Here is a 12,804-nt window from a genome sequence, read left to right on the forward strand (position 1 = left end):
TTTTGATTTTAGCGCAACTGCCTTTCTAATGGTAGAATCTAGCAAAGCAATTTTAGATAAACGAAGGAATAGTGAAGCCGCATATGGACACAACCTACAACCCTCAAGCCATCGAAAAAAATTGGTATCAAACCTGGGAAGACAAGGCGTATTTTACGCCGCGCAACGATGCGCCTGATCAGCCCGCTTATTGCATCATGATTCCGCCGCCCAATGTCACTGGCACCTTACACATGGGTCACGCTTTCCAGGATACCCTGATGGATATGCTGACACGTTATTTCCGTATGAAAGGGGATAATACACTGTGGCAGATGGGTACTGATCATGCCGGTATCGCTACCCAGATGGTGGTGGAGCGGCAACTGGCAGCGGAAGGCAAGAGCCGCCATGATTTAGGGCGCGAGGAATTTATCAAGCGCGTGTGGCAGTGGAAAGAAGAATCTGGCGGTACCATTACCCGTCAGTTGCGGCGCATGGGTTCTTCTGTGGATTGGGAACATGAGCGTTTCACTATGGATGAAGGTTTGTCCAAAGCGGTGCAGGAAGTGTTTGTACGTTTGTACCGTGAAGGGCTGATTTATCGCGGCAAACGTCTGGTGAACTGGGACCCGGTGTTACACACTGCACTGGCGGATCTGGAAGTGATTTCCACCGAAGAAAATGGTTCCATGTGGCACATGTCGTATCCACTGACTGATGGCAGCGGTTCGCTGGTGGTGGCAACCACCCGTCCGGAAACCATGCTCGGTGATACCGCCGTTGCTGTGCATCCTGATGATGAGCGTTATCAGTCCTATATCGGCAAAACCATTGCCCTGCCGCTGACCAAGCGTGAAATTCCGATTATTGCTGATGAATATGTGGATAAAGAATTTGGCTCGGGCTGCGTGAAAATCACCCCGGCGCATGATCATAATGACTATGAAATCGGTCAGCGCCATGATTTACCCATCATTAATCTGTTTACCATTGATGCCAAGCTCAATGAAAATGCACCGGAAATTTATCGTGGCCTGGATCGTTTTGATGCGCGTAAACAAATTGTAAAAGACCTGGAAAAACTGGGTTTGCTGGAAAAAATTGAACCACACAAATTAATGGTGCCAAGAGGTGATCGCAGCCACGCCATTGTTGAGCCGTATTTAACCGATCAATGGTTTGTTAAAACCCAGCCGCTGGCGGAAGAAGCCATTAAAGTGGTGGAAGATGGGAGAATTAAGTTTATCCCGGAAAATTGGAGCAAAACCTATTTTGAATGGATGAATAATATTCAGGACTGGTGCATCAGCCGCCAAATCTGGTGGGGACACCGGATTCCCGCCTGGTATGACGAAGCGGGCGCAGTGTATGTGGGCTACTCCGAAGCCGATGTGCGCCAGCAATATAATATTCCCGAAGGTGATGTCTTGCGCCAGGACAATGATGTACTGGATACCTGGTTTTCCTCTGCGCTGTGGCCTTTCTCCACCCTGGGCTGGCCTGATGACACCGAGCGCCTGAAAGCCTTTTACCCGACCAATGTGTTAGTCACCGGCTTTGACATTATTTTCTTCTGGGTGGCGCGCATGATTATGATGGGGCTGAAATTCATGGGTGACGTGCCGTTTCGTGAAGTCTATATTCACGGCCTGGTGCGTGATGCCAATGGCGATAAGATGTCCAAGTCCAAAGGCAATGTGCTTGACCCGCTGGATTTGATTGACGGCATTGAATTGGAACCTTTGCTGCAAAAACGCAGTCGCGGTCTGATGCAGCCGGAAATGGCTCCAAAAATCGAAGCCGACACTCGCAAGCATTTCCCCGATGGCATCCGTCCTTACGGCACTGACGCATTGCGTTTCACCTTCGCGGCACTGGCCTCCACCGGGCGTGATATTCGCTTTGACACCGGGCGCATTGAAGGTTATCGCAACTTCTGCAATAAACTGTGGAATGCCACCCGTTACGTGCTGATGCAGTGTGAGGATAAAGATACGGGGTTAAGCGATGCAGCGTATGAATTAACCCTGGCAGATCGCTGGATTATTGACCGCTTGCAGGTCACTGAGGCCACGGTCGTTCAGCATTTTGCCGATTATCGTTTTGATTTGCTGGCAAATACGGTATACGAATTTACCTGGAATGAATACTGTGACTGGTATCTGGAACTGTCCAAGCCGGTGTTGTTTAATGAGCAAACCCCGGTGGCAGTACAGCGCGGTACCCGCCGCACCCTGGTACGGGTGCTGGAAACCCTGCTGCGGATATTACATCCCATCATGCCTTATATCACCGAAGAACTGTGGCAGAAAGTTGCACCCTTAGCGGGCAAAAGCGGTGACACCATCATGTTGCAGGCGTATCCGCAAGCAGACGAAAGTAAACGTGATGCCGCTGCTGTTGCCGAAGTGGAATGGCTGAAACAAGTGATTATGGGCGTGCGCCGCATTCGCTCGGAAATGAATATCAATCCCGGCAAGCGTTTGGTTGTATTGCTGCAAAACGGTGATGAAAATGATCGTCAGCGTTATCAAAACAACGAAGCCTTTATCCGTACTCTGGCAAAATTGGAAAGTATACAATGGCTGGAAGCGGAAGAAACCGCGCCGGAATCAGCAACCGCGCTGGCGGGTGAAATGAACATTCTGATTCCATTGGCGGGTCTGATTGATAAAGATGCGGAGTTGCAACGTCTGCAAAGGGAAATGGATAAGCTGGATAAGGAGCTGCAAAAAGTATTGGGCAAACTGAATAATCCCAAGTTTGTCGAACGTGCGCCACAGCATCTGGTGGAAAAAGAGCAGCAGCGCCAAGCGGAACTGGATGCCTCTAAAGCACAGTTGCAGGTGCAGGCGGAAAAAATCCGGGCTTTGTAATAGTCATTTCTCGGTTGGTATAAGCCTGCTTCGGGAATGCGGCAAGTACAGTAACTGGTAAAAATAAATAATAACTTCAGGACTGGCAGTCCTTAAAGGACTGCCAGTCCTGCGTTAACAAGGCTGAAGGCCTGAACGCTTATGCTAAAACCGGTGCCAGCCAGCGCTCAGCTTCGGCAATGGATAAGCCCTTACGTTTCGCATAATCCTCAAGCTGATCGCGGTCAATTTTGCCAATGCCAAAGTATTTGCTGTCCGGGTGGGAGAAATACCAGCCGGAAACGGCGGCGGTAGGCAGCATCGCAAAGCTGTCAGTCAGCGTTAATCCAATGTGCTGATCCGGTTGCAGCAAATCCCATAACAGGGCTTTTTCCGTATGATCCGGGCAGGCGGGATAACCGGGCGCTGGGCGTATGCCCTGGTATTGTTCCGTAATCAGCGCATTATTGTCCATTCCTTCCTCCGGCGCATAGCCCCAGAATTCCTGACGTACCCGTTGATGCAGACGCTCGGCGAAGGCCTCAGCGAGACGGTCGGCGATGGCTTTAAGCATGATGCTGTGATAATCATCATGATCGGCTTCAAAACGCTGGATATGTTGTTCAATACCGATACCCGCAGTCACGGCAAAAGCCCCGATATAATCAGGCGTGTTTTTTGGTGCTATATAATCAGCCAGACAATGATTGTAGAATTTTTTCGGGCGTAAAGTCTGCTGGCGCAGGTGGTGCAGAGTCATTAGTTCATCATCACGCTGCTCATTGCTATACAAGGTGATATCATCATCATTGACCGCATTCGCCGGGAAAAAACCAAACACAGCGCGGGCAGTGAGCCAGTTTTCAGCAATAATCTGCTCCAGCATTTTATTGGCATCGTCAAATAAACTGCGTGCCTGTTCTCCAACCACTTCATCTTGCAGGATTTTGGGGTAACGCCCTGCCAGTTCCCAGGATTGGAAAAAGGGTGTCCAGTCAATGAACTCACGCAATTCTGCCAGTGGATAGTCATCCAGGACTTTTTTACCCAGAAACTGTGGTTTTGGTGCTGTATAGTTGTCCCAGTCCAGTGCTTGTTTATTGTCGCGAGCCGCATCCAGCGTGGCTTTTTTCTGTTTGCCCTGACGCGCTGCACGTTCAATGCGGATGGCTTCATATTCTGCCTGGATATTGGCAAAATAAGGGGCTTTCAGTTCTGCTGATAACAGACTTTGCGCCACGCCAACCGCGCGCGAGGCATCAGCTACATAAATTGCGGGATGTTCATATTCCGGTGCAATTTTAACTGCCGTATGGACTTTCGAGGTGGTTGCGCCGCCTATCAGCAAGGGCAGTTCAAAACCCTGCCGCTGCATTTCTTTGGCAAGAAACACCATCTCATCCAGTGATGGCGTAATCAGCCCTGACAAGCCGATGATGTCGCAGTTTTTTTCCTTTGCGGCCTGGAGTATTTGCTCGGCAGGCACCATCACCCCGATGTCAATCACTTCAAAGTTATTGCATTGCAATACCACGGCAACGATATTTTTGCCGATGTCATGCACATCGCCTTTCACCGTTGCCATCAGGATGCGCCCGTTGTGCTGAATACTGCCACCTTTTTCCGCTTCGATAAATGGCATCAGCCAGGCCACGGCTTTTTTCATTACCCGCGCTGATTTCACCACTTGCGGCAGGAACATTTTACCCTCGCCAAACAAGTCACCAACCACGTTCATGCCGTCCATCAGCGGCCCTTCAATCACATGCAGCGGACGCTCGACAGCCAGACGCGCCTGCTCGGTGTCTTCCTCAATAAAATCAGCAATGCCTTTCACCAGCGCGTGTTCCAGGCGTTTTGCCACCGCCCACTCGCGCCATTCCAGATTTTGTTTGTTATCCTGGGTACTGCCATCACCGCGATATTTTTCCGCCACATCCAGCAGACGCTCGGTGCTGTCTTCGCGGCGGTTGAGTACCACGTCTTCAACCCGCTCGCGCAGTTCATCGGGTAAATCGTCATACACTGCCAACTGTCCGGCATTGACAATACCCATGTCTAAACCGGCTTTAATTGCGTGATATAAAAATACCGAATGAATTGCTTCACGCACCGGGTTGTTACCCCGGAAGGAGAAGGAAACATTGGACACGCCGCCAGAAATCAACGCATGTGGCAATGTTTGTTTAATCTGGTGGGTGGCTTCGATAAAGTCCACTGCGTAATTATTGTGCGCTTCTATGCCCGTGGCAACGGCAAAAATATTCGGGTCAAAAATAATATCTTCTGCCGGAAAATTTAATTGCTGCGTCAGAATGTTATAAGAGCGGGTACAGATTTCAATTTTGCGCGCCTGGGTGTCGGCCTGCCCCTGCTCATCAAAAGCCATGACTATCACCGCCGCGCCATAACGCCGCACCAGTTTCGCCTGGGCGATAAATTTTTCCTCGCCTTCCTTGAGACTGATGGAATTAACAATACCTTTGCCCTGGATACATTGCAGTCCGGCTTCAATGATTTCCCATTTGGAAGAATCCACCATCACCGGCACCTTGGCAATATCTGGCTCGGCAGCAATCAGATTCAGAAAACGCTGCATGGCAGGCAGGGAATCGAGCAAGCCCTCATCCATATTGATGTCAATTACCTGCGCACCGTTTTCCACCTGGGTGCGGGCAATATCCAGCGCGGTATCGTAATCCCCTTCCATAATCAGGCGTTTGAATTTCGCAGAGCCGGTAACATTGGCGCGTTCCCCGACATTGACAAATAAACTGTCGGCCTCGATGTTAAACGGCTCCAGGCCGGATAAACGACATGCCGGGGCAATGCTTGGGATAGCTCGCGGTGCATGTTGCATCACGGTATCGTGAATGGCGCGTATGTGATCCGGTGAAGTGCCGCAACAGCCACCAATAATGTTCAATAAACCGGATTGCGCCCACTCGCCAATTTCTGCTGCCATAGCTTCCGGGGTTTCATCATATTCACCAAATTCATTGGGCAGTCCCGCATTGGGATGCGCCGATACTGCGCAATCAGCGATGCGTGATAACTCCGCAACATATTGACGCAGTTGTTTTGCACCCAAGGCGCAGTTCAAACCAATCGACAGGGGCTGGGCGTGGCGCAAAGCATTATAAAATGCTTCGGTGGTCTGCCCGGACAGGGTGCGCCCGGAAGCGTCAGTAATCGTGCCGGAAATCATAATCGGCCAGCGCTGTTGCTGATCGTCAAAATATTTTTCGATAGCAAATAAAGCGGCTTTGGCGTTAAGCGTGTCAAAAATGGTTTCCACCAGCAGAATATGCACGCCACCTTCAATCAAAGCATGGGTTGATTCATAATAAGCATCCACCAACTCATGAAATTGAATATTACGAAAACCGGGATCATTAACATCCGGGGAAATCGATGCGGTGCGGTTGGTGGGGCCTAAAATTCCGGCAACAAAACGCGGCTTATCGGGGTTTTGTGCGGTGAATTCATCACATACCGTGCGTGCGAGTTTTGCCGCCTCGCGGTTAATTTCCGCCGACAAATCCTCCATGCCATAATCCGCCATTGCAACACGGGTGGCATTAAAAGTATTACTTTCAATAATATCCGCGCCCGCTTCCAGATACTGGCGATGAATACCCGCAATAATATCCGGCTGGGTCAGCGCCAGTAAATCATTATTACCTTTAAGGTCGCTCTCCCAGTCCTTAAAGCGCAGGCCGCGATAATCGCCTTCTTCAAGCTTGTGGCGCTGGATCATGGTGCCCATTGCCCCATCAAGAATCAGCGGGCGTTGTTGCATTAATTGTTGAAGTTGTTCGTTGAGATTTGGCATGGTCATTTTACTTTCAGTAATAATCCCCCTTGTTACTTACCAGGGAGGATAAATCGGAAACAGGTGGTTAACCTGGATATTTCATAAATATCCGGGTTAAACAAATCTATAAAGATTTTCTAAAAGTACTGTTAAGCACTTTTAGTTGCAGTCAGTAAAAATACTGGAAAGTTTTTTTCTTCTTTTTCTATGCGGTGCGCAGTTACGAAATCAATGTCCTTAAATCCGTGCTGTGCAAAAATCTGAGTCAGGGCAGCGCGGTCAAAACCCGCGTGATAAACGCCTTTGATATGGGGCGCGTGAAAACTGCCATCTTCGCTGTCAAGATCGGCTAAGGCAATCATGGCACCGGGTTTTAAATGCGCGGCAAGACATTGCACCAGTTTATCCGTATCTGCGATATGATGCATTGCCATCGCACTGATGATTAAATCAAACTGCTGGTCTAAGGGGTGCTGCATTATATTCTGCTTAAAACACGCCACCTTGCCTTGTAATTCAGGTTTGGTGCGCAGCTTTTCCAACATTGCTTCGGAAATATCCACGGCAGCAATATTTTTCACAAGCTCGGCTATCTGGGTGCAGACCAGTCCCGTACCCGCACCAAAATCCATCACTGCCATCTGCGGATGGAGCGGGACATATTGCCGTATTGCCTCGCCAACTGCGGCTGACAATTGTTGGCTCATGGTTCTGGCGTCCCAGTTTTGGGCGCGTTCATTAAATAAATCAGCCATAATTATTGATAAGCATTGCCGTAAGCGACAAGGGCTTTCAGTGCCTCATATTGATAAATATGTAATTTTTGATGGTGAAAATCGAGTAGTTCCTGCTCGCGTAAACTACGCAAACTGCGGTTAACGTGTACCTGGGTTAAACCCAGCGTATCACCAATGTCTTCCTGGGTAATGGGTAAAACCACAACATCCTTAATGCCTGGATTCTGAGCCTGCATTCGGTGATATAAATCCAGAAACAAGGTGACAATACGCTCCTGCGCGTTCTGATGCCGGGTTGTGGTTTGAAATTCATAGTTTCTTGCGGTGCGTAGTGCCAACTCCAGAGTGAATTCAGGCACTTTAAGCATCATTTCCTGAATATTGTCACGGGAGAATGCGCACAAGCTGCAATCTGTCAATGCCAGCGCGGAATGATTAGCCGGTGCGTTAAAATTACCTTGCAGACCGATAAAATCCCCCGGCAAGGCATAAGTTAAAATCTGCCGACGCCCACTGCGCAAGGTTTTATAAATTATCACCCAGCCGCTATGCAGGGTATACAGCATAGGGTGGGGATTACCCTGGCGATATAAATGGCTTTTTTCTTTAAAAGAACATTTTTCATCCCGATAAACTTGTAACAAGGGCAGGTTATTACTACTGACTTTATGGCAGGGCGCGTATTCACGCACCATGCATTCCAGGCAATCGTCCATTGACTCAATGTCAGTTTCTAATGGTTTAATTATTGTTGTCATCATATTTAGCGCTGATCAAGCTAATATCGAACTCAGGTATATATAGGTAGTATAGTATAATTTAATCAAATGATAATATACTCGATCCTGTATCGGGAATCATGGAAAAGTAACATTTTTTAAGAAAAAAGATTTCACAATAAAGTGTAAACTACTTTGATTGAGGAAAGACCAGATTGGTTTCGGGAATTATAAAATCCTCATTCCTTAATAACAAACTGCTGCAATCAAACTGACATTGTCGCCCTGCTTACCTCCTGATTTTACCGCCTCGGCAACCAGTTGCCTGGCATTGATTTCAAGATTGTTGACTTGCAACTGCACTGCGGTATGCTCCGGGCTAACGTGCTCCCAATAACCATCGCTGCATAAATAAATGTGATCCTGAGCTTGCACCTGTAATTGGTGAAAATCCAGTTCAGGTTCGGTTTCACCGCCCAGGCCACGCAATAGATAATTCTGCTCAGGATGCTGCCCCATTTCTGATTCTTTCAGACGCCCCATATCCACCAGCATTTGTACTAATGAATGGTCACGGGTGCGAAACTGGGTTTGTGATGCGTGCAAATGATAAAGACGGCTGTCACCGACATGAATTAAATAAACCTGCCGGTCTTCAATAAAAGCACTGACGCAAGTGCTGTGTGGCGAAATGTTCTGAGCCTTGCCTAAATTAATAATAGCCTGGTGTGCCAGCGCACAAAAATCGCTCAGAAAAACCTGTGGATTGAGTATGGCTCTACATTCTTCATTGTCTTGCCATAATTGTTTTGCGGTATCAATAATCGCTTGTGCAGCCAAAGCGCCACCATTATGCCCCCCCATGCCATCAGCTAATACCAGCCAATGACGCTCGCCATTGCTGGCGCTGAGTATCAGACTGCGATCCTGCTGTTCCTGCCGCCCGCCAATGTGATCCGCCTGTACGATATTCCATTTCATAAGCAAAACCTGCGTGAAAACTATTAATAACTACTGTTATGCAAAGCAGTTGCTTTTATTTTATCCTCACTCCTTAGGAGCGAGAATTTTATAACTTCAGCAACCTGGCTGGTCTTTTTCTCCATTTTCTGCGTTGTGAAAACAGTTACATAGCTTGCTATGCGCCTGTTTTCACGCCTTGAAAATGAATAAAAATCCTGCGCCCAGTTTCTGTATTTATTTTATCCTCGCTCCTTAAAGTACAAAAAAGAAGCTTTTGCGTAATGTTTATTGATAAAATATAGGGTAGCCCCCATTTCTGCTAAGCATTTTTCCTGAAATATATCATTTAATATGGAGTCCAACTGATGTCAGATGTTCTTGAGCGCATTGATGAGCAAGTTAAAAGTCACCCAGTAATTATTTACATGAAGGGTACACCTAAATTACCACAATGTGGTTTTTCCAGCCGCGCTGCGCAAGCATTACAGGCCTGCGGTCTGCCGTTTGCCTATGTCAATATACTCAGCGATCCCGAAGTTTTTCAAAATTTGCCCAGTTACGCCAATTGGCCTACCTTTCCACAATTGTACATTAATGGTGAACTGGTTGGTGGCTGCGACATCACTTTGGAAATGTACCAAAATGGCGAATTAAAGCCAATGATTGAAGCCGCGCACGCCGCTCAAGAAGATAAACCCGAAGAATCCTGATTATCCGGCTTTCAGCGCTTTTAGTGCTGAATAGGGATAACATCGCTCGCAGTGGTGTTATCCCTTCGCTACCAATGCCTGCAAAATTACCATAAATATCCCCTATGTCAACAAACCCTGATTACCTGGAACGCCAACCACTGCATGCTTTTACTGAGCAGGCTTATCTTGACTACTCCATGTATGTCATTTTAGACCGCGCACTGCCGCATATTGCCGATGGTCTCAAACCCGTGCAACGCCGCATTATTTATGCCATGTCGGAACTGGGTTTGAGTGCAACAGCCAAGTTCAAAAAGTCTGCGCGCACGATTGGAGATGTGTTGGGTAAATACCACCCGCATGGTGATAGCGCCTGTTATGAAGCGATGGTATTGCTGGCACAGCCATTTTCTTATCGTTACCCGCTGGTAGATGGGCAGGGTAACTGGGGTTCGATTGATGATCCCAAATCTTTTGCCGCGATGCGTTATACCGAAGCGCGTCTGACGGGGTATGCCAACCTGTTGCTGGAAGAAGCCGGACAGGGCACGGTGGACTGGAGTGCAAATTTTGATGGCACTCTGGAAGAACCCACCCTGCTGCCTGCGCGCCTGCCTAATGTATTACTCAATGGCAGTACCGGTATTGCGGTGGGCATGGCAACTGATATTCCGCCTCATAATCTCCAGGAAATCACCGCCGCCTGCGTACATTTGCTGAAACACCCTGATGCCACGGTTGCTGATTTGTGCAAGCATGTCCCTGCACCGGATTATCCCACCGAAGCAGAAATCATCACGCCCCGTACCGAGCTGTTTAAAATGTATGAAACCGGGCATGGTTCCCTGCGTATGCGTGCGGTGTATACGCTGGAAGAGGGCGAGCTTGTGATTACCGCCCTGCCGCACCAGACTTCTGCCAGTAAATTACTGACCCAGATCGCAGCGCAAATGAACGCGAAAAAGCTACCACTGGTGGAAGACTTGCGCGATGAATCAGATCATGAAAATCCGGTCAGGCTGGTGATTGTGCCGCGCAGTCGAAAAACTGACACTGAAACCCTGATGGCGCACCTTTTTGCCACCACCGATTTGGAACGCAGTTATCGGGTTAATCTGAATATGATTGGCCTGGATGGGCGACCCAGCGTTAAAAACCTGAAAACCATTTTGTCAGAATGGCTGGAATATCGCACAAATACGGTACGCAGGCGTTTATCTTATCGCCTGGATAAGGTGAAAAAACGCCTGCATTTATTGGAAGGGCTGCTGATTGCGTTTCTTAATATTGATGAAATCATCAAAATTATTCGTCTGAAAGATCGGCCTAAACCCCTATTGATTGCACGTTTTAACCTCAGTGATACCCAGGCTGAAGCCATTTTAGAAATGAAATTACGGCAACTGGCGAAACTGGAAGAGAAAAAAATCACCGCTGAGCAGGACAAGCTCAGTAAAGAGCGCCAGGCGCTGGAAACCACCTTAGGTGACGAGCAAAACTTAAAACAACAAGTGGCAAAAGAAATCAAAGCGGACACCAAAGCCTATGGTAATGTGCGCCGCTCGCCGCTGGTTGAGCGCGGTCAGGCGCAGGCCATAGACCAGCAAAATCTGGCACCTGCCGAGCCGCTGACCGTGATTTTATCGGCAAAAGGTTGGATACGCGCCGCCAAAGGCCACGATATAGACCCGGAAAAACTCAATTATCGCAGTGGCGACAGGTTCTTAAACGCAACAAGTGGGCGCAGTGATCAAAATGTAGTATTTTTTGACAATAAGGGCCGCAGTTACGCATTGCCAACGCACAGCCTGCCCTCTGCACGCAGTCAGGGCGAGCCTTTATCAGGCCGCTTGAAGCTCAGTGATGGCGCGCAAATCTGTTGCCTGCTGAGTGGCGAAAATGACGACCATTGGTTATTGGCTTCCAGCGCGGGTTATGGTTTTGTGACCCAGTTTTCACACCTGCAAACCAAAAACAAAGCGGGTAAGGCAAGCCTGACACTGCCAGCAAACAGCCAGACCCTGCCACCATTACCTGTAAATAATCCACAATCTGATAGATTAGTGGTCATTAGCAGTCTGGCTTATTTGTTGGTATTCCCGATTGCCGAGTTACCGGAAATGGCAAAAGGCAAGGGCGTGAAACTAATGAATATCCAGCCCAAAAAAGAAGAGTTTATTCAATTTGTTTGTGTGCTACCGGCACAGGCTGTATTAAAAATTCAGGCGGGTAAACGCCATTTAACCCTGAAACCCAGTGACTTGGAAAATTTCCAGGGCAGCCGTGCGCAACGCGGACATAAGCTCCCCAGAGGTTTTCAGCAGGTGCAAGGGGTTGAAGCGCTTATAGAGTCTTAGGAGTGAGAATTTTATAACTTCAGCAACTTGGCTGGTCTTTTTCTCCATTTTCTGCGTTCCGAAAACAGTTACATAGCTTGCTATGCGCCTGTTTTCACGCCTTGAAAATGAATAAAAATCCTGCACCCAGTTTCTGCATTTATTTCATCCTCACTCCTTAGACCTTCCAGGTTTTTAAAAACCTGGAAGGTCTAAGGCTTAAATGGATGAGTTCATGGGACAAATCTTGCCCAGACTGGACATGACGCGGGCAATGCCCTGAATCGTGACCAGACCTTTATACTCTCCCTCTTCATCAACGACAAAAATATAGCTGGTTTCATTTTTTTCCATCATTGCCAGCGCTTTAATCAAGGGTTCCTTTGCTGAGATGGTTTCGCTCAGTTCTCGCACATAGGGTTCAACCGGGTTACAGATAATCTCTTGCGCCTTGGCTTCAGCATTTTCGATACAGGACATCTGATTGCCCAGTAAATGCGCCAGTTCTATCATGTGCTCCGGCAGGCAGGAAAACTTCATAATATTTTTCAGCGTCAACCTGCCACTGAGTTTCCCCTTTTCATTATAATAAGGCAGGGCGTGGATATTTAACTTGCCACACTCGGTAAAAACATCCCGCACATACATGCCAGGGTGAATAATAATTGTTGGAATTAGAACACTTTGTATATCCATAGTCATT

At 48.0% G+C, this 12,804-nt stretch carries 8 protein-coding genes; 3 read left to right on the top strand and 5 right to left on the bottom strand.

Annotation, left to right across the window (positions count from 1 at the left end; all coding sequences use genetic code 11):
* The first annotated feature begins 83 nt into the window (after positions 1-83).
* Entirely contained in the window at positions 84-2,858 is a 2,775-nt protein-coding gene (locus QUF61_RS05155) for a valine--tRNA ligase (RefSeq protein ID WP_289680816.1), read from the top strand.
* A gap of 139 nt (positions 2,859-2,997) precedes the next feature.
* Here QUF61_RS05155 and metH read toward each other — a convergent pair whose 3' ends face one another.
* The 4 genes from metH to QUF61_RS05175 all read right to left on the bottom strand — a co-directional run bounded on the left by metH (position 2,998) and on the right by QUF61_RS05175 (position 9,091).
* The gene (gene metH, locus QUF61_RS05160) at positions 2,998-6,678 is read right to left on the bottom strand and encodes a methionine synthase (protein ID WP_407080046.1); all 3,681 of its coding nucleotides are present in this window, start codon (positions 6,676-6,678) and stop codon (positions 2,998-3,000) included.
* Between the two features lie 125 nt (positions 6,679-6,803).
* Positions 6,804-7,409: a class I SAM-dependent methyltransferase gene (locus QUF61_RS05165; RefSeq protein ID WP_103921870.1), complete on the bottom strand. Its 606-nt coding sequence runs from the start codon at positions 7,407-7,409 to the stop codon at positions 6,804-6,806.
* A 2-nt stretch (positions 7,410-7,411) separates the two neighbouring features.
* Positions 7,412-8,152 carry a Crp/Fnr family transcriptional regulator gene (locus tag QUF61_RS05170; RefSeq protein WP_289680818.1) on the bottom strand — a complete coding sequence of 247 codons (741 nt, stop codon included), beginning with the start codon at positions 8,150-8,152 and terminating at the stop codon, positions 7,412-7,414.
* Between the two features lie 204 nt (positions 8,153-8,356).
* Positions 8,357-9,091, bottom strand: coding sequence for a PP2C family protein-serine/threonine phosphatase (locus tag QUF61_RS05175; RefSeq protein ID WP_289680819.1), 735 nt, complete (start codon positions 9,089-9,091; stop codon positions 8,357-8,359).
* Between the two features lie 347 nt (positions 9,092-9,438).
* On the opposite strand from QUF61_RS05175, the gene grxD reads away from it, so the two are divergent.
* Both grxD and parC read left to right on the top strand, forming a co-directional pair.
* Complete coding sequence (gene grxD, locus QUF61_RS05180) at positions 9,439-9,783, top strand: Grx4 family monothiol glutaredoxin (RefSeq protein WP_103921873.1); 345 nt, start codon at positions 9,439-9,441, stop codon at positions 9,781-9,783.
* 104 nt (positions 9,784-9,887) lie between these two features.
* Positions 9,888-12,122 (top strand): DNA topoisomerase IV subunit A, encoded by a 2,235-nt coding sequence (parC, locus tag QUF61_RS05185; protein ID WP_289680820.1) that lies wholly within the window; start codon positions 9,888-9,890, stop codon positions 12,120-12,122.
* 198 nt (positions 12,123-12,320) lie between these two features.
* On the opposite strand, the gene QUF61_RS05190 is transcribed toward parC, so the two are convergent.
* Complete coding sequence (locus tag QUF61_RS05190; protein ID WP_103921875.1) at positions 12,321-12,803, bottom strand: CBS domain-containing protein; 483 nt, start codon at positions 12,801-12,803, stop codon at positions 12,321-12,323.
* Position 12,804 lies beyond the last annotated feature (1 nt).

The sequence above is a fragment of the Candidatus Venteria ishoeyi genome, assembly GCF_030378065.1.
Taxonomy (GTDB): Bacteria; Pseudomonadota; Gammaproteobacteria; order Beggiatoales; family Beggiatoaceae; genus Venteria; species Venteria ishoeyi.

Coding starts and splice junctions, on each gene's coding strand:
- QUF61_RS05175 (WP_289680819.1), bottom strand. CDS start 9,091: ATGAAATGGAATATCGTACAGGCGGATCACATTGGCGGGCGGCAGGAA.
- QUF61_RS05165 (WP_103921870.1), bottom strand. CDS start 7,409: ATGGCTGATTTATTTAATGAACGCGCCCAAAACTGGGACGCCAGAACC.
- metH (WP_407080046.1), bottom strand. CDS start 6,678: ATGACCATGCCAAATCTCAACGAACAACTTCAACAATTAATGCAACAA.
- QUF61_RS05170 (WP_289680818.1), bottom strand. CDS start 8,152: ATGATGACAACAATAATTAAACCATTAGAAACTGACATTGAGTCAATG.
- QUF61_RS05155 (WP_289680816.1), top strand. CDS start 84: ATGGACACAACCTACAACCCTCAAGCCATCGAAAAAAATTGGTATCAA.
- QUF61_RS05190 (WP_103921875.1), bottom strand. CDS start 12,803: ATGACTATGGATATACAAAGTGTTCTAATTCCAACAATTATTATTCAC.
- grxD (WP_103921873.1), top strand. CDS start 9,439: ATGTCAGATGTTCTTGAGCGCATTGATGAGCAAGTTAAAAGTCACCCA.
- parC (WP_289680820.1), top strand. CDS start 9,888: ATGTCAACAAACCCTGATTACCTGGAACGCCAACCACTGCATGCTTTT.